The 22,183-nt window shown below is 59.2% G+C and carries 23 protein-coding genes; 16 read left to right on the top strand and 7 right to left on the bottom strand.

Going from position 1 to position 22,183, the window contains the following annotated elements; translation table 11 throughout:
• Positions 1-300: 300 nt before the first annotated feature.
• Positions 301-900: an ATPase gene (locus tag T31B1_RS19595; protein ID WP_353251217.1), complete on the bottom strand. Its 600-nt coding sequence runs from the start codon at positions 898-900 to the stop codon at positions 301-303.
• The gene (locus T31B1_RS19590; protein WP_353251216.1) at positions 884-1,219 is read right to left on the bottom strand and encodes a TA system antitoxin ParD family protein; all 336 of its coding nucleotides are present in this window, start codon (positions 1,217-1,219) and stop codon (positions 884-886) included. The genes T31B1_RS19595 and T31B1_RS19590 overlap by 17 nt, the downstream gene beginning before the upstream one ends.
• Positions 1,220-1,530: 311 nt before the next feature.
• Here T31B1_RS19590 and T31B1_RS19585 point away from each other — a divergent pair, with 311 nt between their 5' ends.
• From T31B1_RS19585 to T31B1_RS19520, 14 genes are all read left to right on the top strand, one after another.
• Complete coding sequence (locus T31B1_RS19585; RefSeq protein WP_353251215.1) at positions 1,531-1,860, top strand: hypothetical protein; 330 nt, start codon at positions 1,531-1,533, stop codon at positions 1,858-1,860.
• Positions 1,860-2,894, top strand: a complete 1,035-nt coding sequence (locus T31B1_RS19580; protein ID WP_353251214.1) for a DNA-binding protein — start codon at positions 1,860-1,862, stop codon at positions 2,892-2,894. The genes T31B1_RS19585 and T31B1_RS19580 overlap by 1 nt, the downstream gene beginning before the upstream one ends.
• Before the next feature lie 86 nt (positions 2,895-2,980).
• Positions 2,981-3,835, top strand: coding sequence for a hypothetical protein (locus T31B1_RS19575; RefSeq protein WP_353251213.1), 855 nt, complete (start codon positions 2,981-2,983; stop codon positions 3,833-3,835).
• A gap of 297 nt (positions 3,836-4,132) precedes the next feature.
• Positions 4,133-4,639, top strand: a complete 507-nt coding sequence (locus T31B1_RS19570) for a hypothetical protein (RefSeq protein ID WP_353251212.1) — start codon at positions 4,133-4,135, stop codon at positions 4,637-4,639.
• An 89-nt stretch (positions 4,640-4,728) separates the two neighbouring features.
• The gene (locus T31B1_RS19565; RefSeq protein ID WP_353251211.1) at positions 4,729-5,031 is read left to right on the top strand and encodes a hypothetical protein; all 303 of its coding nucleotides are present in this window, start codon (positions 4,729-4,731) and stop codon (positions 5,029-5,031) included.
• A gap of 83 nt (positions 5,032-5,114) precedes the next feature.
• Positions 5,115-5,933 carry a hypothetical protein gene (locus tag T31B1_RS19560; RefSeq protein ID WP_353251210.1) on the top strand — a complete coding sequence of 273 codons (819 nt, stop codon included), beginning with the start codon at positions 5,115-5,117 and terminating at the stop codon, positions 5,931-5,933.
• Positions 5,926-6,195, top strand: a complete 270-nt coding sequence (locus tag T31B1_RS19555; RefSeq protein WP_353251209.1) for a hypothetical protein — start codon at positions 5,926-5,928, stop codon at positions 6,193-6,195. The genes T31B1_RS19560 and T31B1_RS19555 overlap by 8 nt, the downstream gene beginning before the upstream one ends.
• The gene (locus tag T31B1_RS19550) at positions 6,168-6,794 is read left to right on the top strand and encodes a hypothetical protein (RefSeq protein ID WP_353251208.1); all 627 of its coding nucleotides are present in this window, start codon (positions 6,168-6,170) and stop codon (positions 6,792-6,794) included. The genes T31B1_RS19555 and T31B1_RS19550 overlap by 28 nt, the downstream gene beginning before the upstream one ends.
• Before the next feature lie 178 nt (positions 6,795-6,972).
• Complete coding sequence (locus tag T31B1_RS19545) at positions 6,973-8,199, top strand: DNA polymerase Y family protein (RefSeq protein ID WP_353251207.1); 1,227 nt, start codon at positions 6,973-6,975, stop codon at positions 8,197-8,199.
• A complete protein-coding gene (locus T31B1_RS19540) occupies positions 8,199-8,618 on the top strand; it encodes a hypothetical protein (RefSeq protein WP_353251206.1) in 420 nt (139 codons plus the stop codon). Before T31B1_RS19545 ends, T31B1_RS19540 begins: the two co-directional genes overlap by 1 nt.
• Before the next feature lie 87 nt (positions 8,619-8,705).
• Complete coding sequence (locus T31B1_RS19535) at positions 8,706-10,145, top strand: IS1182 family transposase (RefSeq protein WP_353251205.1); 1,440 nt, start codon at positions 8,706-8,708, stop codon at positions 10,143-10,145.
• Between the two features lie 321 nt (positions 10,146-10,466).
• The gene (locus T31B1_RS19530; RefSeq protein ID WP_353251204.1) at positions 10,467-10,907 is read left to right on the top strand and encodes a DUF2383 domain-containing protein; all 441 of its coding nucleotides are present in this window, start codon (positions 10,467-10,469) and stop codon (positions 10,905-10,907) included.
• Positions 10,908-10,972: 65 nt separating this feature from the next.
• Entirely contained in the window at positions 10,973-11,797 is an 825-nt protein-coding gene (locus T31B1_RS19525) for a manganese catalase family protein (RefSeq protein ID WP_353251203.1), read from the top strand.
• 181 nt (positions 11,798-11,978) lie between these two features.
• Positions 11,979-12,611 (top strand): hypothetical protein, encoded by a 633-nt coding sequence (locus tag T31B1_RS19520; RefSeq protein WP_353251202.1) that lies wholly within the window; start codon positions 11,979-11,981, stop codon positions 12,609-12,611.
• A 28-nt stretch (positions 12,612-12,639) separates the two neighbouring features.
• On the opposite strand, the gene T31B1_RS19515 is transcribed toward T31B1_RS19520, so the two are convergent.
• A complete protein-coding gene (locus T31B1_RS19515) occupies positions 12,640-13,023 on the bottom strand; it encodes a response regulator (RefSeq protein ID WP_353251201.1) in 384 nt (127 codons plus the stop codon).
• A gap of 303 nt (positions 13,024-13,326) precedes the next feature.
• Positions 13,327-16,050, bottom strand: a complete 2,724-nt coding sequence (locus T31B1_RS19510) for a DNA methyltransferase (RefSeq protein ID WP_502951056.1) — start codon at positions 16,048-16,050, stop codon at positions 13,327-13,329.
• Between the two features lie 678 nt (positions 16,051-16,728).
• Here T31B1_RS19510 and T31B1_RS19505 point away from each other — a divergent pair.
• On the top strand, positions 16,729-19,347 hold the full coding sequence (locus T31B1_RS19505; protein WP_353251199.1) for an AAA family ATPase: 2,619 nt from the start codon (positions 16,729-16,731) through the stop codon (positions 19,345-19,347).
• A gap of 171 nt (positions 19,348-19,518) precedes the next feature.
• Here the strand turns inward: T31B1_RS19505 and T31B1_RS19500 are convergent, their stop codons facing one another.
• The 3 genes from T31B1_RS19500 to T31B1_RS19490 form a co-directional block, all read right to left on the bottom strand.
• Positions 19,519-19,956, bottom strand: coding sequence for an RES family NAD+ phosphorylase (locus tag T31B1_RS19500; RefSeq protein WP_353251198.1), 438 nt, complete (start codon positions 19,954-19,956; stop codon positions 19,519-19,521).
• Positions 19,956-20,417 (bottom strand): Xre family toxin-antitoxin system antitoxin, encoded by a 462-nt coding sequence (locus tag T31B1_RS19495; RefSeq protein ID WP_353251197.1) that lies wholly within the window; start codon positions 20,415-20,417, stop codon positions 19,956-19,958. The genes T31B1_RS19500 and T31B1_RS19495 overlap by 1 nt, the downstream gene beginning before the upstream one ends.
• A gap of 75 nt (positions 20,418-20,492) precedes the next feature.
• A complete protein-coding gene (locus T31B1_RS19490) occupies positions 20,493-21,767 on the bottom strand; it encodes a DUF4942 domain-containing protein (RefSeq protein WP_353251228.1) in 1,275 nt (424 codons plus the stop codon).
• On the opposite strand from T31B1_RS19490, the gene T31B1_RS19485 reads away from it, so the two are divergent.
• Positions 21,696-22,055 (top strand): hypothetical protein, encoded by a 360-nt coding sequence (locus T31B1_RS19485; protein WP_353251230.1) that lies wholly within the window; start codon positions 21,696-21,698, stop codon positions 22,053-22,055. The genes T31B1_RS19490 and T31B1_RS19485 overlap by 72 nt on opposite strands.
• Positions 22,056-22,183 lie beyond the last annotated feature (128 nt).

Raw genomic sequence — 22,183 nt, 5'->3', positions numbered from 1 at the left:
AGCGTCGTTGTCGATAGATGAAATGATCGTAAAAGGAGAACAAATACTTTCGTGACTACACGCGAAGGCGCATAAGTATTGTGCGAATTAGGGGCTAATCGTCTCTGAATGCTGCATAGCAAAAGAACTTTCTTGGAGTATTAATTTGATTCGCCAGCAATGTCTGCTTCTGGCCGCTAACTGCCTTTCGGAATTTACGCCCCGATCGTGCTCGTTTGCATCATAACGCCGACTATCCCAAAGCCTCACCTTACTGGCCAAGTTGTCACTCACACCTTTGGTTGGCCCCATCGTGCGGGCTCAAACCTCGTAGATTCGCTGAACCCACGGAGGTAGATCCGAGCCGACTGCATCGACAGCACCGTCGCGAAGCGTGAGAACCCAACGCTGTGGTTGGAATGCTTTGGAGCTGTCGTAGATCAAAGCCACGTCGCACAGGCGTGCGGCGTCAGCGATATAACGCTGATTTCGCTCGTAGCGTTGTCGAATCTTCTCTTCGGGCACGTCGTGACCGCCCAATGCGACACGAATACGCACGCGCTCAACGCAGATATCTGCGGTCTCGACATTCACGTGGTAGAGCACGACACGATACCCCGATGCTTTCGCGTGCTGAATAAGCTCAAGCTTGCTCGGGTGGGAGAAAACCGTTTCGGTTATGAATGAGCGTCGCTCGGCCATGAGCTGCAATCGCAGACCCTGAGCGCGCCGTGCAGCCTCGTAGGCGTCGAGCGCCTCCCCGGCCGCTGCTGCTTGTTGCTGAATTACGTCAGCATTTACGAATGGAGCGTTCGTCGCCGGGGCAACGCGCTTTTCGTAAAGTGTCGATTTACCTGCCCCGTTGGGGCCGACGATCAGGTGTAGTGTTGGCCTGCTTTCTGCTTCAGGTTCCAATTCCATCAGTGTGAATTCCTGCGTTAGCTAGACGCTTCTCAAGCTGTTTGAACCACACTTTTTCGTCTTCATTGGCTCGCATCATGAGTGCTTCATGCTCTGCGTCGTAGACTGCGCGTTCATACCGGCCGAGTTCGTCTGGGTTGAGTTGGCCCCGCAGCGCTCGATCGACCTGGTCCTTCCTGAAGCTGGCCTCACCCTCGATGGCACGTCCAATACGCGCCCAATGCTCAAGTTGCGCCTGTAACGGACGTTGCACCAGCTGTGCTTCCCGTCGTGCTGCGGAAACGATATCGCGCGATATCCTCACGCTGTCACTCGTCATAGCTACCTCCATGCTGCTATGCAGCCGCTCTCTGCGGCATGTAGGTATTTTACCACAACACGCGACAACGCGGCACAACCGGAGGAATACTGCGGAAGCCCGCCTTAGGCGATGAAGCGCAGCCTTAGAATCGGCTTCCTGTAGCGGACTACGCAGGCCGTGCGCCCTCGCCGTATAGCGGCCTTAACCAGCCCTTTCGCAACACAAGTACAGTTGTGTTGGGTTAATGCTTTTATCGTACTGTTTGTTACGTCTCGCGTATTGCGTAACAATACGGTATAATCGAGCCGTATCTACCTGAGATCGCGGCCATGCAAACCGTTCACCTCATGTCGTCATTTACCTGGCGCGTCGTACACGTCGATCAGTTCGAGATCGTTGTCGTCACAGATCTCGATCGCGGCCGTAGCGTCACCAACGACGCGGCAGCCGTCGTCGCTTACATCGCTTCCCAGCTCGGCGGATTGCGTAGCCGCCCGGTCATCTACCGCGACACGGCGGGCTGGTATGACGGGCTGGGCCACGATGGTTGGGCATTTACTGGCTTCTACCCCATTCGCGCCGAGACCGACGAACTGGCGATCGGCGCGCTCGCGCTGCCGGGCTGTACCTGCCCCGGCTACAACCCGGTGACCTACTGATGGCCACAACAACCGAACTCAGCCCTGAGTCGCTTCACGACGCGCTGCGCGCGATCCTTGCGCGTGGCGAATATCCGTCGATGGCCAAGGTGCGTGTCGAACTGGGAACGACCGCATCACAGCAAACGCTGACCCGGCATATGAAGTCCGCTTGGCAGGGACTGGCTGACCAAATGGGTAGCGGACTACCCGAGGGACTGCCCCGAGTCGTCGTCGATGCGGCACATCGCTTCTATGAGGAAGCCCGCGGATACGCGAATGAGGAACTCGAGCGGCAGAAGGCTGACATGCAGGAGCGAGAGAAAGCACTCAAGCTCGAGCTCAAGCAGGCGCGCGAGCGAATCAGCGTACTCGACGACCAGGTTGGCCATCTCCAGGAACGCGCAGAGACCGCCGAGGCGGAGGGTCAACGGCTCGGCGAGGCACTGGATGACAGCCAGCAGGCCCACAACGCGGCCGAGCAACGCGCTCAGAGTCTGGACGAACAACTCAGCGACGAACGTGCCCGTGCTGCGGAACAGCGCAAGCAGCTCGTCGCGGAACACGAACGCCAGCTCGCCGCATCGGAGAACGAGCGCGCACGATGCCAAGCCGGCTGGGATCGTGAGATCGAACGGTCTGATTCCCAGCAAAAGGCGTGGGCGAAACAGGTTGATGACGCCCGCCAGGAACTGCGCACGGCCCAGTCCAAGCACGACGCCGCCGAGAAGCAGCTAAGGGATGCCGTGTCTGCGTCCGACCAGGCACTCCATCGAGCCAATGAGCGCGAGAGTGTTCTGAAGTCAGATATCCAACGCCTTAGCGACGAATGCGCTATGGCGAAGGCGCAGCGCGACGAAGCTCATCGTGGCGCCGCGGCAGAAGCGCAGGAGCATAAGACGCAGGTGCAGTCGCTCGAAGCGGAGTTGGCCAACGCGCGATCTGAGCAATCCTCGCTACAGCAAGCGTTGAGCGAGGCGCGTGGCATCGCCGAGGAACGCAAAGAGCAGATTTCGACGCTTCAACGACTTCTATCTGAGAAGCCGGAGCGGTAACGTCCATATTCCATCTCAGAAAACTCTACCGGCACTCCCCTGGGGTGCAGGTAAGCAAGGACTAATAACAAAATTTGGGGGTTGTTTTGTCGAAGGAATTTTCAAATCCAGCGAACGTTACTGTTGAAGCCAATGGCCATAGCCACGAGCTGAAATTTCATACCGGCCGAATTGCCTCAGTGGACAAAAGAGAAATTGTCCATACCACCCCGGCCGAATCTCAGACAGTTGGGGGCGGCGGATACGTCATGACCAATGCGGTCGGGCAGGTACACGGCAGTATCGCGCCGACGCGCACAAGCTACTTCGGCGAAGTAACAACGCGGCGACAGGTGACCGAGGGATTCTTGGTTGATCAAGAAGAGTTCGAGTGGTTTACGGAGTTCGACAATGAGGCCCGAACCGGCCATCTCGTTACGGAAATTCATCACGGTGGATCAAGGATCGGGCAATACAACCATGCGACGAAAGCACTGTCCTTGAGTGCCAACGAAGGGTTTCTAGGGTGTGTATCCGAATGCGACGCGGCCTCGCGCGACCAGCAAAAGGCGCTGAATGCATACGAGAATGCTGAGATGGAGAAGAAAAACACCGAGCTGACCTCTTGGCTGACCTATCCCGTCACCCCGATCGCGGCATTTGTGTGTCTCTTGCTGGTGATTGTGCCATTAGAAAACGTCTTCGATCTCAGCGATGCGTTGGCTGGTGGATTACTTATCGCGCTGGCGTTGCTGATCACTCTGGGCGTTTGGTCACGGACCTATAGGAAGCGGCGTTCCGAGAAGAAAGTGCTCGCGCGAGAATTCACATTCGAAACGCTATGGCCTCTCCAGGACGCGGTTCGAGATGCGCGTTCAAATGTTGAGCGGCGCTATTACAACTCCTTCCGCGAAGCAGTGCTCGAACGCGTGGAAACACATTACGCGAGCACGGGCCTGTGACGCTTCAGCCTTTCTGCATAAGGGCGTTACCGGCACTCGGCACAGCGTCAGGGCCATAGTCGACGGTGAACAGACGCCGTATCTAGCGCCCCATCCGCACGCTACTGGCCGAGCGCGCGCTGGTAGGTCGAGATGGTCGATAAAAAGTCCGCTAATTGGGCACTTGCGGATTTTTAGGCATGTGGACAATGGCTTTCGAAACACCGTACCGCTTTCTCAAGCGTGGCGGATGACCTGCCGTTTAACCCCTAGCGCCGACTCAAAGGCGCTCATACCAACATGCCAGAGGAAGACCACTTGGAAGACTACAGCCCCGCCCAAATGAGAGCCGTGGAACAATTTACCCGACGAATCGCGCAGTTCAGCAAGAAGGATCTGAACGATGCTGAGCTGGCAATCGCAGGTCTCGACGACGCTTACGGGTCGGTCATCCCAATAATGGGCCAGCGACGGATGCAAGACGGTCGACAGCCTTGGGTGCTACAGAAAGTCAGCAGCGAGGAAATGGGCGCGCTATGGCGCTGTGCGGGTATGCCCACAGGCCCGGAGAGCGACTACCAAGCCATGCTCGATGCAGATAATGAGTATCGATGCGTTCGGATGGATTTGATCAAGTACAAGGCATCGCTTTTCAGTCGTACCTGGCTGGGCACAATCGCTCTTATGTATGGCGACGTGAAGGTCATACTCGGCACGATTCGCGGCTCAACCCAAACAGACTTATGGCTGAAGTATCGCCGTGTGCTCGACTACGACACGAACCTCCTGCATGACTCGGTGTTCGACGCGCTGCGCGCTGTGTAGTTCTGAGCATTAGGCCTGGGCCGCGTCGACCGTCGGCCCGGGCTTTTCCTTTCTTTATGCCTGTCTTTATGCCTGACCATCTATTCCCCGTGCTGATCCGATCCGCCATTGTGCTTGGCGCTTTCGTTTGGGGGCTTGGCCTCTATCTCGACAGCCAGCGAATCAAGCATGGCGGTCTGTTCCTCGCGTTGTTCGCCACCTCGGCTACGGGCTACGGCTACGCCGGGATGGCGGGCTTGGCCTATGCGTTAGCCGCATTTACGGCACTCGTCGCAGTGACGGGTCTGGCAACCATCAGCATCTTCCGCCTGATCGCAGCCGAAAACGGCATAAGTACGCCGTATATCACACGACTGGATTGGCAACGCTTCTGGCTCTATTTGTGGCATTGAGCCGAGGCTCGAAGGGGTTGCGGATTCCCCGAAACCCGGAGAATTGAACCTATAACGCAACACCGATCAGGACGGACAAGAAAATGACCACAGCTGCCCCACAAAACCTTGGCGAGTTCAATGCTCTGCTTGAGCAGGCCCAACTGCCGCGCTTGTCGGCACAACAGTTCAAGAGCCTGCGAGAAGCCAAACCCCGCAACCAGCTCATCTCCGCCGTCACCACCATGCACAGTGACCGCAACGCGCGCGCGTTCGTGGAAAAGGCGATCAAGGAGGTGGGCGCGACGGCAGCGCCCGTGGTGAATGCGCCGCAGCAGCAGAGCGCGCCGCGACCCGCGCCGCAGGAGGGGCCGGACTTCGGAGGCACGCGCGCCCCGGAACAACAACAGACGGCCACGCAGCCGGCGCAGAACGGCGACGGCGCGCCACGCGAATTCGAATACACCATGCACGTCTATGGCGGCAAGGCTGCCCTGTGCTTCGAGCCGACCACGACGCGCGGCGACGATTTCACGGTGGCATTGGACTCCGCCACCTCTAATGCCCCACGTCAGTACGACTGGAAGAGCAAGCTGCGCGTTCAGCTAACGCGTGACGAGTTGCCAGTCGTTGCCGGCGTGTTGCTCGGCCTGATCCCGAGCTGCGAATACAAGAATCACGGTGCGAACAACGACAAGGGATTCTCGATCGAGGATCAGGGCAATAAGCTGTTCGTGCGCACCTGGGCGAAAGATCATCCGGTGCGTGCCGTGCCCATGACGCCAGAGGACGCCTACCGGATTGCAACACTGTTCCTGCGCCAGTTGGGCCTGAACGCGCCGTGGATGACCGCGAGCGACATCATCCAGACAATCCGCATGGTGGTCGCGCGCCGCGTCGCGTCGGGAGCGAACAATGGCTGAGTTGATCCTCACAGAAGCCGAAAAAGCTGCCGATAACTACCTCGCTTGGGATGATGCCGCGCTCGGCAAACTGGTTCGCCAGCTTTCTCAGATGTGCGACGACGAGTACGGTGCGACGGGCGCACACACGACGATGGCCGCGCATCTGCTGATCGATCTCGCCCGGCGCAGCAATGCCGATAGCGCGACGATCGACCTCAACGGCGCATCGGCCGGCGGCGAGCCCATCGGCGATTGGCAGATCAGGATTACACGCAAGTAGGACGCAAGGGATTGCTAGACACGTTGTTGGAACAGGACAGCACGCTGGAGGCGAGCGCCCTGTCGCAGATTTTGGCCTGGGCTCGGTCATCGCACATCGACCACCGCGCGCCGGATGAATACGTTCCCGACCGGGACAACCCGTACATGCTGCGCTGGTTCGCCCAGCGCAAGTTTCGCCTGCTCGACGCCTTCTGCGAACCGTGGCTCAAGCGCCTCTGGCAGTCACAGGATTGTGCGCTCGAGAACGCCTACGTGCATCGCTTTCTGCGTAGCGATGACGATCGCGCGCTGCACGACCATCCCTGGAGCTGGGTCACCGTTCTGCTCGATGGCAGTTATTGGGAGCATGTCCCGGCTGATCTGGACTACCCCGCCGGCCCCACTGTGCGCCGCCGGCGAACGGCTGGCGATATTGTCGTGCGCCGCGAAGCGGCCTACCCGCACCGCGTCGAACTCGATGAGGGCCGTCCGGTCACGACGCTGTTCCTGACCGCGGAGAAATCACGCGAATGGGGCTTCTGGTGTGAGCGCGGCTGGCGCCACTGGCGCGTTTTCACGGATGCCGATGCCGATGGACTAGCTCGCGGCTGCGAATAAGCCCCACCCACCCTGTTTAAAGCAGCAGACCCGGCCCATGCGCCGGGTTTTTTATGCGCGTTTTCGCGATCCGTAGACGGGTCTGATGACCGAGGCACGGGCACTCGGGCGACGATCGTTGACGGGCTCATTACTCGTCATGATTATTGTATAAATATACACCTATCGGCACCCCTTTATGACACGCTGGCCCCGCATCATCGCCTTAATCGACATGGCGGCATTCTTCGCAAGCGTAGAACAGATGGACCGCCCCGAATGGCGCGGCCGTCCAATCGGCGTGACCAACGGCGAGCGCGGCACGTGCATCATCACGTCGTCCTACGAGGCCAGGGCCTTCGGAGTCAAAACCGGTATGCGTGTGAAGGAAGCCAAGCAGCTCTGCCCTGGCTTCATCCAGGTCGCGTCACGACCCGCCCGCTACACCGAAGTCTCCAGCGCGATCATGGCTGCGCTCGAAGACATCACCCCCGATATAGAAATCTTCTCGGTCGATGAGGCCTTCCTCGATCTGACGCATTGCCAGTCGTACTACAACACCACGCCCGAACAGATCGGCCGTCTGATCAAGCAGACCGTGTTCGATGCCTCCGGGCTGCGCTGTGCCGTGGGCATCAGCGGCGACAAGACGACAGCCAAGTGGGCTGCCAAGCGCGAGAAAGTCGGCCTGACAGTGGTGCCACCCTGGGATGCCGAGGCGACGCTAGCCAACGAGCCGATCACCGAGCTGTGCGGTATCAGTGACGGCATCGGGGCATTTCTCAAAGCCCGCGGCGTCGAGCGTTGTGGCGACATGAAACGCATCCCGATCAGCGCGGTCGCCCAGCGCTTCGGCAATCCCGGTCGCAGACTCTGGCTGATGGCACAGGGCCGCGATCCCGAGCCGGTGCAGCAAGAAACTGCGCCGGCGAAATCACTCGGTCACGGCAAGGTGATAGCGCCCGACACGCGCGATCGCGAGCTGTTGCTGATGTACTACATGCATATGGCCGAAAAGGTCGGGCGTCGACTGCGCAAGAACGACCTCGAGGCCCAGACCTTCGCGATCAGTCTGCGCACGGATCTCGGTGGCATTGGCGCAAAGTACCGCACGGTGGCCGCGACGGACGATGGCGCCGCGATCTACGCGCTGGCCAAGAGCTTTATCGACACGCGCTGGGGTGGCCAAGGCGGCTTCCAGGTGCAGATCAATGCCCTCGATCCACGACCGGCGGCGCAGCAAGGTGACCTGTTCGCCACGGACAGCACGGCCGCAGACGGTCTGAACGCGACAGTGGACGCCATTAACGAGAAGTTCGGCGCGTTTGCCGTGCACCGGGCGCCGCTGGTTCGCCGCACCGATATGCCGAACGTCATCTCGCCGGGCTGGCGACCCAGTGGCCATCGTGAATCGATCGACTACTGATGAGCTGGGCGGTGCGCTATCTGCACGGCCAGGCCGAGCGCCTGAGCCGGTTCCAGCATCGCAGTGCGTGTCTGCCCGTCTCGGCGCGACGCGGAGCCCAGATCGTGCTCATGCCTTGGGGGCGTCGCCCGGATGAACCGGGAAAGCTCCCAAAAGGCGGCTGGGCGCATCTGACGCATCTGCAAGGCGGTGTCTGGGATCAGTTCGGCCCGAAACCCGTGCGGCTACCGGTCTATGAATTCGCCGAGCGGGATGTCACCGGCCGAGAGCACTGGTTCATGGTCACGCGTGGGCAGTTCTTGCAGGGGTGCGTGGCGACGCTCGATCGTGAACGACGCGTGTATGTCGTAACGCTCGATTGTGCGCCCGATGTCGGCGAGTTTGAGCGTTGGCCGCGGCTCGTCATCGCTCCAACCTAGGGTTGCCGAGTGTCTTCTACCGGCCCAGGCTGTGTGAAAACTCCGCTGCGCGGCTAAACTCCTTATAAGCTGTTAGCGGAGTGCCGGATGAGTCGTTTCGTTGTAGGCGAGGATCGCTGCCAGAGCACACTACTACCGGCGAGCCTCGACGACTACGTCACCGAGGACAATCCAGTCCGAGTGGTCGATGTCTTTGTCGACAACCTCGACCTTGGTGATCTCGGCTTCGAGCGCGTCGTCGCTCAGGCTACCGGCCGGCCGGGCTACCACCCGGCCACGTTGCTCAAGATCTATATCTACGGGTATCTGAATCGGGTGCAATCCAGCCGGCGGCTGGAACGCGAGGCTCAGCGCAACATCGAGCTCATGTGGTTGACCGGTCGTCTGGCGCCGGACTTCAAGACGATCGCGGATTTCCGCCGTAACAATGGTCCAGCAATTCAACGCGTATGCCGTGAGTTCGTGATGCTCTGCCGCCGTCTCGACCTGTTCTCGCAGGCGCTGGTGGCCATCGACGGCAGCAAGTTCAAAGCCGTGAACAGCCGGGACAGCAACTTCACCCGCGCCAAGGTCAAGCGGCGCATCGAACAGATCGAAGCCAGTGTCGCCCGCTACCTGTCAGAACTCGAGAGTGCCGATCGTCAGCGTCAGAGCGATATCGCCGAGCCTCGGACGACGAAGATTCGGGACAAGATCGACACGCTGCGATCGGAAATGCAACGCATGCAGGTGATGGCGAAGGCCGTGGATGAAGCGCCAGACCAACAGATCTCATTGACCGATCCGGACGCGCGCTCCATGGCGACGAGCGGCAAGGGCTCGGGGATGGTGGGCTACAACGTCCAATCGGCGGTTGATGCCGAGCATCATCTGATCGTTGATCACGAGGTCACCAACGTCGGCCACGACCGTACGCAACTGCAGCCGATGGCGGATCGCGCCCGTTCGGTCATGCAGACCGAAACCTTGGCCGCAGTCGCTGACCGCGGTTACTTCAACGGCGAACAGATCGTGGCCTGCGAGACATCCGGCATCCAGGTTCATGTGCCCAAGCCCCAGACCTCCAACAGCCAGGCCCGTGGCCAGTTTGGCAAACGCGACTTCGTCTACGAGCCCGACAGCGATACCTATCGCTGCCCGGCCGGTCAAACCCTGATCTGGCGTTTTACTACGGTCGAGAAAGGCCAGAGGCTGCACTGCTACTGGAGCTCGGCATGCAAAGGCTGTGCGCTCAAGGCCGAATGTACGTCGTCAGCACAACGCCGCGTCAAGCGATGGGAGCACGAATCGGTGCTCGAGACCATGCAGCAACGCCTGGATCGGGACCCGAACTTGATGCGGATACGGCGGCAGACCGTTGAACATCCCTTCGGCACGCTCAAGTTCTGGATGGGATCGACGCACTTTCTGATGCGTACGCTCAAGCATGTACGAACGGAAATGAGCTTGCACGTGTTGGCCTACAACCTGAAACGCGTCATGCGAATCGTCGGGATCGGGCCGTTGATGCGGGCGATAGCGACGTGAGCGCGCTCGTGCTCTTGAACACCGATCTTGAGGCCGCCTGACACGCGTCTAGCGTGATGAGCTTCGGTCGCTACGCTCTGATTGCGCTAACCCACGGTCGCCCGAGCGTCCGACATAGGCGACTGATGGTTAGAGAACACCAGCTCACGCGTTTTTACACAGCCTGGGCCAATAGCGGACCTCGACTCAGGGTGCGCTGGCAGGCGCCACCTACAAAGAAGACGCTTGGTGGGGCGGTCTACTGACCGTAAGAATCCGTATTTCGTTACCCAGGCAGTGCGCGCATGTTAAGCGGCACTATTTCGCCACAACGGTATAAATATGGTTACCACGGTCGGACATGAAAGCGATCTCACGGATCTGCTCCAGAACCTTGTCAAACTCGACTACGACGCGATCGACGCCTATGACGCGGCGATTGAGCGACTCGAAGACACGAAAGCGCAGGATGCCTTGCGGAAGTTTCGTAAGGATCACGAACGTCATATCGCGGATCTCACACCCCATATCACCGGTTTGGGCGGCGAAGTACCTGCCGACAGTGGCCCCAAGAGCTTATTAACCCAAGGCAAGGTCAAGGTCGCGTCGTTAATCGGGGATTCGGCGATTCTCACCGCCATGGCGACCAACGAGGTGGAAACCGAATCGGCTTATCGCAGCGCGGCTGAGCGTAACGACGTCGACGGTCAGCTCGCCGAGAAGCTACGTGCCGGTGTGGCCGACGAAGCCCGTCACAAGGAATGGATGAAAGAACGCGCCTGATACAGGTTCGTTCTGCCAGCCCGTTCGGTAGCACAAACACCCAACCCCTGAACTAGGAATAATCGATGTTTCGTCATTCTTCCAAACTCCAGTACCCGGTCAAAGTCGACACGCCCGACCCGCAGTTCGCCATGCTGCTCCAGCAGGCGATCGGCGGTGTCGAAGGCGAGATCCGCGTGGCCATGCAGTACTTCTTCCAGGCCATGGGCGCGCGCGGCGACGACCGCATCCGCGACCTGCTGATGTCCACGGCCACCGAAGAGCTTTCGCATATCGAGATGCTGGGCCACGCCGTAGCGCTCAATCTCGAAGGCGCACCGCTGTCCTATCAGGAAGAATCCGCGAAGGATCCGGTGATCAACGCGATCCTCGGCGGCATGAACCCGCGTCATCTGCTGTCTTCCGGCCTGTCGGCGATGCCGGTCAACGCCAACGGCGTGCCGTTCGACATGAGCCATGTCTATGCCACCGGCAATATCGGCGCGGACATGATGTGCAATGTGGCCGCTGAGGCCGGTGGACGCGTACTGGCGTCGCGGCTCTACAACTGGACCGCCGACAAGGGCATGAAGGACTTCCTGTCGTTCCTGATCGCCCGCGACACGTATCACCAGCAGCAGTGGCTTGCGATCATCGAGGAACTCGGCGGTATGGAAGAGCAGCTACCGATCCCGAACTCCACACCGGAGGATCACGAAGCCAAGGCCCATTCCTACTATTACCTCAACACGCTGCTGGACAAAAAAGCGCCCGAAGGACGTTGGAGCCAAGGGCCGTCGCTGGATGGCCGTAGCGAATTCTCCATGAAGCAGGAACCCGAGCCGGAAGGCCAGGAACCCTCGCTAGGCAAGGCGCGTGAAGGCGCCCGCGCTCAGAAAGAGCAGATGTAAGCGAGTTCGTTTAGACTGATGTGTCGGTGCGCACCGCCGCACCGACACACCAGTCAATACTGTTGAGGCATTCGCGCAGCGTACGTTCGCAAGCAGGCCGTGCTTTTATTATCAAGCGAAACGCCGGCTCGTTTAACGGGCTCGATGAAAGGGCGTCGCTTCATCGAGATATGTTCCCGTTATGTGGCAGTGGATCAACCAGAACGCGCAGGCGTTGTCGTTTTTCGCGAGCCTCGGCACGCTGGGCGTATGGCTGTTCTATGCGCACCTGCTGTATGCCGGCTTCACGCGGCAGCGCAAGGCCCGAATTCTGATTAACCAAGGATGGGGTCAACAAGTTGATTCGGTTTGCCTGATCAGCAACATGAGTCAGGAGCCGATTTATATTCACAGCATCAACATGACGATTCGCGCCAGCGATAACGAATATACTGAATCCGTGACCGACTTTGATACGGCACAGCCCCGAGACAGTGAGGACCGCCCCCAGGAAGTGACGCGGCAAGGGCCGCTCGGCGCGGGTGAACAAATGAATCTCGGCACCTTTCGATCACTGCTTCGCCAAACGGGGGAGCGGCATAAAGACTTACAAGCCGATGAGTCGCATCCGTTGCGCACCCTTGATGTCAATAACTGCAAGATCACGGTCATCGCGAGTTATGGTCCCGAAGGCGGCATCATCGGGGCACAACGCAAATTTTTGGTGCGCGGTGACGACAACGAACTACTGCGCCCGGCGGCGATCAACACGAAGCGAATGGCCAAACGTAATGCACGGAAAAAACTGCAAGCCTGGCTCGAAAAGGAACTTTAAACGCGAGTCCTTGCAGCCTCTGGAGGCGCTACGCGCTGAAAGCAGAGACTTGCGCTAGCGCATTGGCCGCGATAATACCCATTAAGTACATGGGGTCGTACGGTTTCTCTAGCACGCTACAAGCACCGATTCTTAGCGCTGCCGTTGCGCGCTCGTCGGCTGCATGGCTGGTCAGGAACACGACCTCCGCGTCGCTCGCAATGTCGAACACGCCATTGAGCACTTCCAGTCCATCAAGTCGCGCGAGATGGTCGCCAATCAGAACCGACCCACGGGGCGCTTTTCTAAATTCACGGAGAAAAGCTGTTGCGTCCCGGTAACTTTGAACGTTGTAGCCAGCTGAATTAAGCAATCCTTCGATGGATTCGCGCACCCCTTGATCAGCCTCGACAACCCACACCGTATGTGACATTCGAATGCTCCTGGACTCAAGTCCTTTGAATCGATAGGGCATCAGTACTAATACATACGCTCCCGCCTTATTTCAAGCTCCCCGAGATGAAGCAGTCACTACCGCATTTGCCGCTAGGCGAAGCGTTTATTATTGGGTTTCGTTCGGGCCAAATTATAGGGCGGCGAAACGGCACCGGAAACGTTACGATGCGGTGACCTTTGGTGTCGGCTTCGGGTCGAGCCGGGTCGTTGGGCCATAGTCGAATGGGCTCAACCGTTTATTCGCGCAGGCTGCCGCCGGCCTAATGCCTGCGTAATTCGTTCAGCCTGATTCGGCAGCGTCGTTGAGCTCGGCGTATTCCTCGAACAGGAACGCCACGCGATCGGCGTCGCCTGAGAATTTCTTCCGCGTATAGGCTGTGTCCACCACGCGGTCAAGGGATCGGTGCGCCTCGAACAGCGCCGGCGGCATGGTCAGGGGGTCGTAGAGATCCGCCAGCGCAGTTTCCGGATACTGGGCTCGCGCATCGAGCACCCCTTGCGCCGCCGCTTCAACCGCGCCTTGACGCTTGGCCGAGACCGATAGCGGCCAGGGGAAGTTGTTGTAGACGATGTCTTTGGAATACCGAAAATCGCTTTTCAACCGTCCACAGGTGTAGCGCATCCAGGCCATGTGCATAGCTGATGTTATGACGCCAAAGTGAAACAGGCTGGCCGCTGGGATCGCGTTACAGCTATCGGCCACGATGTCGTATCGCGAGAAGAAACCGAACGGCACATAGAGTCGGCGTTCCGACGAATGCCGCGGTACGAGGATGTAATCGCTGTCGGGCTGGGCGATCTGACAAAAGACAGACGGGGTCTGCGCGAATCGACGGGTGCTGGCTGCCTTGCTCGCTTCTCGAAACGCCTTGACGGCCGCGATGCGTTCAAGCGTGTGCGGACAGGCGGCCAAAATTTTCGGCGGGCATTCCACCAGCCACAGGCAATAGCGTTTCTGGTTGTTCAGGAACTGGCGGGCGCTTATGAAGGGCAGCACATACGGGGCGATCGCCGGCTCATTTTCGAGCAGCTCCTTGCGCTCGTCCTCGCTGAGCAGCAGGTTCCCGCCGTCGCGGGGCATATTGCCGAATCGAAGCTTGGGCACATCGCACAAGGGGGTTGATCGATTCGGCAGGAATACGGTCGGGGCGCCGACCAGGTACGGGTTGATGTTGTCAACGGCCATCGCATCGGGCGCACTGTCGACCGTCTGGTAGTCGTAGAGAATGCGCGGCCTAGTCGTATCCAGACCGAACCCGATGATTACGCAATGCACGGCGGCCGCGCCGCGGGCTTCGTTGGACCACCGAAACGTTCGGTGGGCAAAACGTATCGACATGCCGAAGTCCTGGGCCATCGCGCGCCACAGTAGACCTACCTGCTCGCCCTGGGTAATCGAGTTGGTAGATACAAAGCCCACGTCGATGTGGGTGCCCTCGACATACTTGGCGGCGCGCCAGTACCAGCAGGCCACGAAGTCGAGCACCCCGGCGCCTTTGAGGTCGGAAAAGGTCTTCGCCATATCGGAGCGTGCCGAGTCGGTCATTACCATGGCGCCCGAGAAAGGCGGGTTGCCGATGATGTAGCTCAGCTCATCCATGGGCACCACATCCTCCCAGTCCAGACGCAGTGCATTGGTGTTGTGGATATGGGGTGTTGCCTGCAACGGGATACGAGCGAAGTACATGCCGAATTCTTCGCCGACCTTCACGTTCATCTGGTGGTCGGTGAGCCAGAGCGCAACCTCGGCGATGCGCGCGGGAAATTCCTCGATCTCGATGCCGTAGAACTGATCCACGTCGACCTTGATGAAGTCTTCAACGTCTAGCGAAAGCTGTCCGGAGCCGGCCGCAGAGGCGCGCAGGACATCGAGTTCGAGTTCGCGCAGCGCATGATAGGTCACGACGAGGAAATTGCCGCAGCCACATGCCGGATCGAGAAATTTGAGGGTACGCAGCTTGCGATGGAAATCGGCTAGCTTGTGCTTGTTGTGTCTGATGCGCTCGAACTCGGCGCGTAGTTCATCGAGAAACAACGGCTTGATAAGCTTCTCGATGTTCTGCTCGCTGGTGTAGTGCGCGCCGAGGTTGCGCCGCGCTTTGTCATCCATGATCGACTGGAACATAGCGCCGAATACGGCCGGGCTGATTTGGCTCCAATCGAGGCTGCAGGCGTCAAGTAATGCGTCGCGCATCTGGCGGTCGAAGGCCGGGATAGGCAGGAGCTCAGCAAAAAGATCGCCATTCACATAGGGAAATTCGGCGAGCTGCTCGTCGAGGTTGGCCTGGCGTCGGTCGCGAGGTGTGTTGAGCACCTGAAACGCATGTGCGAGCTTGCCGCCCAAGTCCGATCCGTCTTCGGCCGTGCGATCCTCCAACCACAGTCGGAATGACTGGGCAGGCTGGATGATACCGGTGTCTTCGGCGAACAGGCAGAACAGCAGGCGCACTAGCAGCATTTCTAGCTCGTGCCCATGATAGCCGGACTCCTTGAGTCGATCGTGCAAGCGGCCCATGCGCTCGGCCGCGTCGATGTTGACCGGATCTTCTGGGCGAAGCACCTGCGGCTTGTAGCCCGCGATGAAGCTGAACTGCTTGATTTGTCTTGGCAGCTCGGCGAGCTCGAACTCGTGTTCAGTGTCGTTGACGAGATCGTGCAGGCGGATGCGGGCGAAGTCCGACACCACAATGTACTGCGGTAGATCTCGTGGCTTGAGATAGGCGGTGTAGTCGATGGCCTGGGCGAAGGCGGAATCCAGATTCTTGCCTCGCGATTTGTGTTCGGCAATGAGCGTTCCGGGCCAGAAGCAGTCGATATAGCCGCCGGCATCACCAAACTTTTCGACACGCCTTTCGAACAACGCAACCTGACGACGTTTGACGCCGAGCACGTCGAAAAAGTCGTTCCAGAAACTCTGGGCTTCGGCGCGCTCGCTGCTCGCATTCGCCCATTCGTGCGCGAAGGCCGTCGCCCGGTCGCGGATATCATTCCATGCTAAAGGCAAGCTCCCCCTCCTTGAGCTCATCATTCAGATGGGTGGGCGATAACGCCGCCCCGCCTGTGTGTGCATTGTGTCGAGACCCTGTCGCCGGGCCAAACCGATGAGTTAGATAACGCTAAGCTGCGTCGTTGTCGACTCATGCCGAGCTTGCGCGACAACGGTGTCACTGCGCAATCTAGCCGCGGCGAGAATACTAAATTCTTTCGCGGAGATACGTGTTGCAGTGGTAGGAGCGGTGATTCTCAGCGCCGATGTACATCGATGACGCGATATGACGCCGGCTCGTAGCCGACCGCTACACCGGGTGCTATCGGTTACCCGGAGCCCAAGCAGATCGATAAGCTTCATGCCTTACGGCCGCTTTGGGTCGCAATCGGCCAAAAGCTGCCGTTCGCGGGCTTCAATGTGGCTTGTCCCAAGCTCAGTCTTTAGTCACATTCTAGCTACCACTTTCCGCTTGACCGTGCGTCCCTAGAGATCGCCACAGATCTGGAGTGCCACAACTTCAGCATGATTACAGGACCGGAATCAAAACGTCGCTCGGCTGGTTTGAAAACTCAAAAGCTCTCCCAGTACGGAATCTCAGCATTCAAAATTTGGTTATCCAGCGGCCAGCCGCAGAGTTCGCCTGACGCCTGATTAGCCGATATGCTCGTTTTTTTGTGCGAGTTCGGAGGGGGCATGGCAATTTATGAGGAAGTGCTTACCTGGGCGGACAGGCTTCCACCATGGCGTCGCGACGCACTACGGCGGCTATGCACTCAAGGAGAATGGCACGATGCCGATCTTGACGAGATTCTCGATCTTGCCAAGCAACACCACGGACTCGAAAGTGCGCTAGACCCTGCGCCGCAACCGATCCCGTTCGCCAGGGACCATTTCCCCGCCGAGGCGAACCAAGACGCGACGGTGGTGCTCACGAGCCTGCATACGTTGGTCAACGTTGGACAAATCCCGAACGACCAAACCTTGGATTTCCAGCCGCAAGGGCTCAACATCGCATACGGTGGAAACGGCACCGGCAAATCCGGCTATGCGCGCGTGCTGAAGCAGGCGTGCCGGGCCAGGAGCCCTGGCACCGTCTATGCCAATGCCTACGATCCTGACTTCTCGCAGCTCACGCCGAGCGCCACCATCAGCTTCGAGCTAGACGGCATCCCAGATCAGGCACTCTGGAGCGGGCAACGCGACCACGTCTCTCGGCACGAAATCAGGGGCATTTCCGTGTTCGACGGCGACTGCGCGCGCGACTATCTGCAATCGCGACAAGCGGCCACATTTCAGCCGGTCGCTCTAACGTATCTTCAGCAATTAGCTAACGGTCTCAGTCAGGCGCTGAGCCCGCGATTGCAAGCGGAGATAGACGGGCTCGCGGTGAACGTCACGCCGTTTAACGTCATACCTGCGGATACCGACGCTGGCCGGGCCGTACATCCAATCAGCTCTACCACTAATCTGGCACGGGCGCGCGCACTTTCCGAACTCACCGCGGACGAGCAAGCGGAGCTTGCACGCCTGCCCGAGGAAATTAGCGAAGCGGATCCTACGGCCAAAGCGACGCTGCTGGACAACGCCGCGACTAGGGTCGAAGAGTTGTCTGCCGCAATCGAAGGCGCCGCTAGCGTCGTGTCCGATGAAGCGATCGATACCGTGCAAGCGGCGCATCAAAGGTTATCGGACGCCGAGGCAGCCGAGCGAAGCGCCTCTGCTCTGCTGCAGGCCGAAGATACAACGCCGCTGCTTCCCGGAACGGGCCAGGGGCCTTGGGCGTTCCTGTTCAATGCCGCACGCGAATATTCAAATCGAGCGGCTTATCCAGACCAAGTATTCCCCGTCACAGACGAAGGCGCGCAATGCGTACTTTGCCAGCAGGAGCTTACGCCGGCTGCAAAAGATCGTTTGCAGCGCTTCGATCACTATGTGAAGAATACGGCGTCCGAAGCCGCCCAAGCCGCGCGCAACTCTTGGCAACAGCTTGTTCGGGACCTCGAACACGCGACGGTTACGTTTACAGTCTCGCAGGTAATGTCCGAAAGCCTGCGCGGACGTATTGATACTCTGCCGGACGACATCCGGATCTTCCAAGAAGACCTCCTCTCTCGTCTCCAGTGGCTCAGAACTGCGGTGGCGAACGGGGAATGGCAAGACAAGCCAATGTATCGCGGCGTTAATCCTACCGCTCAGACGCGTTCGGTGGCGGACAACTTGCGCTCCGAGGCGACGGCGCTGCGTGCAAACCTCGATGCGACGGCCTTGGCGGCGAAGCGGCTTCGCTTGAAGGAATTGGAAGCGCGACGCTTGCTGTCGGAGCACATCGGCAGCATCGCCCGTGTGGTCGGCAATCTAGACCGCAAGGCGAAGCTTGAAAGGTGTCTTGAAGATATCGGCAACACGCGCCGGATCACTCTATTTGCCGGCCAGCTTGCTAAGACCTACATCAGCGAGGCACTGGCCGGTCAGATGAACGATGAGCTCAGAAGGCTTGATCTTTACCATATTCACGCTGGGATCAGTTCAACCGGCAACGCTGGTTCAGTACGTCTCGGGATTTTCCTCTCTGACAGCCAGCTCGATCCGCATCTCGTGCTTAGTGAGGCCGAGCAGCGCATGTGCGCACTTGCGTACTTCTTTGCCGAACTCCACCAATCAGGATCCTCTTCCGGGATCGTGTTCGACGACCCAGTTTCCAGCCTCGACCACAGCCATCGAACTGGGGTTGCAAGAAGAATCGTCGAGGAATCCGCCGTCCGGCAAGTGATTGTCTTCACTCACGACGCAGTTTTTTTCGGTGAACTGACCACGCTTTGTGGTGATGCCGGACAGACGCCCAGCGTGAAATCGATCAGCTATCGCGCGGAAGGTCCTGGTTACATCGATGCAGGATTGCCATATGACATGCGCCGATACCGCGAGCGCATAGCGCATCATCACGCCGATCAAGATCTGATCGCCAACAACTTTAACAATCCTCCGGGGGACGAAGAGCGGCTTGCGATACGCAACGCCTACGATGATCTTCGGGTAACGATTGAGGTCGGGATCGAGGATACGATTTTAAATGAGACCGTCGTGCGGTTTCGAGACAACATTTCGGTCGGTCGACTCAACGGCGTAATGACCGTGGAAGATGCGGAGTATTGTGAGGTCCAACGCCTGCACGCTAAGTGCTGCCGGAACGTCCGGGCGCATTCCCACGCAGCTGGCCAGCAGCGTGCGGTAACGCAGCCGGCTGAGCTGCTGCAGGACATCAATGCGGTTAATGCGCTGTTCCGAGACATCCGTAGGCGCAGAAACCGATGACATCCATTACTCGGCGACGCATCCGGTGCGATTGGAGAAATGCTTTATGTGATTTGGGCAGGCAACCGTAGCCGGACCGACCGCTGTGGGTCGATAGCCGCCGAATGCTAGGCCGTGCGGTAAGAAGCTCTTAGCGGGCGTAGACTTGTGCGGAGCCGCGTTATGTGACCGCTATGACCGGCCTGATCCAATGCGCCCGTCGAAAACAAATGCCACGTTGTCGCTGACGGTTAGATCTGCCATCGCAGGATGAAGAACGTTGATCAGATAGTTCCAGGCATACGGCACAACCACCGATGGCACTCGCAGCAGCGGCTTGTCGCCGGCATCGAGCCACGCCTGCCCGACATCGACGGGATCGTTCGGAACATGGGCGACACGCTCAATCTCAGCGCCTGGCACCTCGAGCACGACCAGCCGATGCTTGAGCGGCGCCTTAGCCACCCCGACGCCGGCATGAACGAGCTTCTCGAAACCAGCGAGCGCGGGATGCTCCGCCGCGTAGACCACCGGATACCCCACAGGCGTCCACCGTCCGCCGTAGAGTTCAGCGCCCTTGCCGCTTAGATCCTCGGCATAGCGTTGCTGTGCGACGCGATATAACCGCATCAAGCATCAACGCCGTACATCATCCGGCCGAGCACCTGTTCGACCCACTCGGTACCGCTTTCCGTATCCGTCAGGGTGATCGGGGCTTCGTCTTCGAATACCGGATTCGAGTTATTAAGCCAGTGCATCGCGCGATCGCGGTCACCGAAAGCCTCCTCTGCAAGCGCGATGATCTTGGCAGCGCGCAGCACAACCTCAGAAACCGGCTTGGATAGTCGCTTCGATTTGCTCTTGCCCGCCGAAATCAGCGTCGTGCGTGGTACGACCTGATCGAACAGCCGGTTCGGCACGCCGCTATGCTCACGCGCGTACTGGGCGCTGGCCACAGGCAGGCCTTCACGAATAACGCTTCTGACCTTGGCCGGGTTGCCCAGCTCGCGCGCAGACAACTGGACGAATTGGCCGCCGCCCAGCAGGGCAAGCGTGCGTTCGCTCCGACTGATCTCAATGTTCGCGCTCATGGTGATTACCTCAGTGTCGATATCGTCATTATACGCCGACGATCTCAACATTGCAGAGCAGTCCAATACCGGGACTCACCCCGGCGCCTGCACCGTCAGTATGGCCACGTTGATCGACACACCGGGGAATGCGTCCCGATAGGTTCGCGACCAGGACATACTCATGCCCGGCAGCAAATCCTTTTCCTTGTATGACGCCGGCAGCACGCACACGAGGCGCCCGCCAGGCGCCAGCATCGACACAGCGCGTTCGAGATGAACACGGGCCCGCCGCCGGTCGTAAGGGGGATTCATACAGACGCGATCAAACACACCGTCACGCCACGACATGAAATCAGCCTCGCTCGCTTCGAAGCCGCGTGCTCGCAGCACCTGGCAGTTCAAAGGACTGATCTCGACGCAGTGGGTCTGATCCTGCGGCATGAAGCTGGCCAAGCCGCCCTGTCCCGCGCTGGGTTCAAGGCAACGATGATTGGGCCCGATCTGTGCGGCATCGATCACCGCTTCGGCGATCTCTGGGGGCGTCGGGTAGAACTGATGAGAGCGCTGGTCCGGCAGCAGCCCGCTGAGTAACACCTCGCCGATAACATCCTGAGCGGGGTAATCGAACAGGTACGCGTCGCTGTTCGCGATCGGTACGCCGCCCAGCACCTCAAGAATGGCCTTGGCCTCGGCTAGCAGCTTGCGATCGTGGCGCGCGTCCCAGTCAAAGCTGAACTCGTTGGCTTGCCTCGGCGGCCGTTCATAACGCCAGTAGGTGCCTTTTTCGAGCAGCTGTAGCACGGGGAACGGGATCGGTCGATTGAGCAGCGTAGCGGTGCGCTGCCGAGTCTCCGGGCGCCGTCGATATGCCGACGGAATCGCTCGAGGATGGCGATGGGCGAGGATCTCGTTCAGCCGCCATGCCAGATCAGGATGCACCTCAAGATGTGCGGTGCCCTTCTTGTAAACACGAATGCGCAGCGCGCCACCGTCGAGCGTGAACCACACACCCGTGGTGTCGCGAATCTTGTAGAGCATCGAGGCTGAGCCGCGGTGTCGCGGCAGCTCGTAACCCATGAACTTCGCCAGCACCGCACGCAGATCGTGGATTAGGCCCGAGCGATCGGTTGTGGAGCCGTGCTCGGTATAGACGTAGCTGATGATCATCCGTTTGGAGAAGCCCTCCGGCCGGTTCGTGACGTGCTCACCCGAAAGACCAGTAAAGATCCCCTCGACCATTTCAGACAGATAATCCAGACGCTGAGCGAGCATCATTCTCAAATTATCGCGAACGGTATGCTCCTCGAACGCCGGACAGTCGCAGCGTTGAATCTGGTCGTGCCAATCCCGGCGTTTGGCGTTGGGCATGTAGTCGAGCACGTCGGTAAGCTCGAGTGCGCGTTGCCAATAATGCGCATCGAGCGCTTTCTTGGCTTTTTCCATGTTGAACAGCTTTGCCGCCTCGGGAACCTGGCGCTGAAACCGATCTCGCTGGGCTTCGAGAAAAAAGTGTGCCGCCCGCTGCATCTCCGGGCCCGACATGAACGACGCCACATGCTGCATATTCGCCAAGCCGCTTTCGTACTGTTCGATCAGAACATCAACGGCGTCATCGTTGGCCGGCGCGAAGAAGGTCGGTTCGTCAATGGTTTCTAGGACTGCACTCACGGTGGTTGCTTTAGCTGTTGGGGTTCAGCTCAAAGCTAAAAGGGGTCGGCATTTCTGCAAGACCAAAAAAAACGCCGACCGGGCTACCGGTCGACGTCGTGAAAGGTCGCCCCAGA

Source organism: Salinisphaera sp. T31B1 (assembly GCF_040361275.1).
Lineage (GTDB): Bacteria > Pseudomonadota > Gammaproteobacteria > Nevskiales > Salinisphaeraceae > Salinisphaera.
Note: the sequence above shows the minus strand (reverse complement) of the source record. Positions and strands in the feature narration are given on the sequence as shown.

What these genes read in the sequence shown, in the direction of transcription:
- T31B1_RS19585 (WP_353251215.1), top strand. Translation starts at nt 1,531, where the DNA reads ATGCAAACCGTTCACCTCATGTCGTCATTTACCTGGCGCGTCGTACAC.
- T31B1_RS19590 (WP_353251216.1), bottom strand. Translation starts at nt 1,219, where the DNA reads ATGACGAGTGACAGCGTGAGGATATCGCGCGATATCGTTTCCGCAGCA.
- T31B1_RS19495 (WP_353251197.1), bottom strand. Translation starts at nt 20,417, where the DNA reads ATGAGCGCGAACATTGAGATCAGTCGGAGCGAACGCACGCTTGCCCTG.
- T31B1_RS19535 (WP_353251205.1), top strand. Translation starts at nt 8,706, where the DNA reads ATGAGTCGTTTCGTTGTAGGCGAGGATCGCTGCCAGAGCACACTACTA.
- T31B1_RS19595 (WP_353251217.1), bottom strand. Translation starts at nt 900, where the DNA reads ATGGAATTGGAACCTGAAGCAGAAAGCAGGCCAACACTACACCTGATC.
- T31B1_RS19520 (WP_353251202.1), top strand. Translation starts at nt 11,979, where the DNA reads ATGTGGCAGTGGATCAACCAGAACGCGCAGGCGTTGTCGTTTTTCGCG.
- T31B1_RS19555 (WP_353251209.1), top strand. Translation starts at nt 5,926, where the DNA reads ATGGCTGAGTTGATCCTCACAGAAGCCGAAAAAGCTGCCGATAACTAC.
- T31B1_RS19500 (WP_353251198.1), bottom strand. Translation starts at nt 19,956, where the DNA reads ATGCGGTTATATCGCGTCGCACAGCAACGCTATGCCGAGGATCTAAGC.
- T31B1_RS19525 (WP_353251203.1), top strand. Translation starts at nt 10,973, where the DNA reads ATGTTTCGTCATTCTTCCAAACTCCAGTACCCGGTCAAAGTCGACACG.
- T31B1_RS19490 (WP_353251228.1), bottom strand. Translation starts at nt 21,767, where the DNA reads ATGCCCAACGCCAAACGCCGGGATTGGCACGACCAGATTCAACGCTGC.
- T31B1_RS19560 (WP_353251210.1), top strand. Translation starts at nt 5,115, where the DNA reads ATGACCACAGCTGCCCCACAAAACCTTGGCGAGTTCAATGCTCTGCTT.
- T31B1_RS19580 (WP_353251214.1), top strand. Translation starts at nt 1,860, where the DNA reads ATGGCCACAACAACCGAACTCAGCCCTGAGTCGCTTCACGACGCGCTG.
- T31B1_RS19540 (WP_353251206.1), top strand. Translation starts at nt 8,199, where the DNA reads ATGAGCTGGGCGGTGCGCTATCTGCACGGCCAGGCCGAGCGCCTGAGC.
- T31B1_RS19515 (WP_353251201.1), bottom strand. Translation starts at nt 13,023, where the DNA reads ATGTCACATACGGTGTGGGTTGTCGAGGCTGATCAAGGGGTGCGCGAA.
- T31B1_RS19485 (WP_353251230.1), top strand. Translation starts at nt 21,696, where the DNA reads ATGCTCCTCGAACGCCGGACAGTCGCAGCGTTGAATCTGGTCGTGCCA.
- T31B1_RS19530 (WP_353251204.1), top strand. Translation starts at nt 10,467, where the DNA reads ATGGTTACCACGGTCGGACATGAAAGCGATCTCACGGATCTGCTCCAG.
- T31B1_RS19545 (WP_353251207.1), top strand. Translation starts at nt 6,973, where the DNA reads ATGACACGCTGGCCCCGCATCATCGCCTTAATCGACATGGCGGCATTC.
- T31B1_RS19505 (WP_353251199.1), top strand. Translation starts at nt 16,729, where the DNA reads ATGGCAATTTATGAGGAAGTGCTTACCTGGGCGGACAGGCTTCCACCA.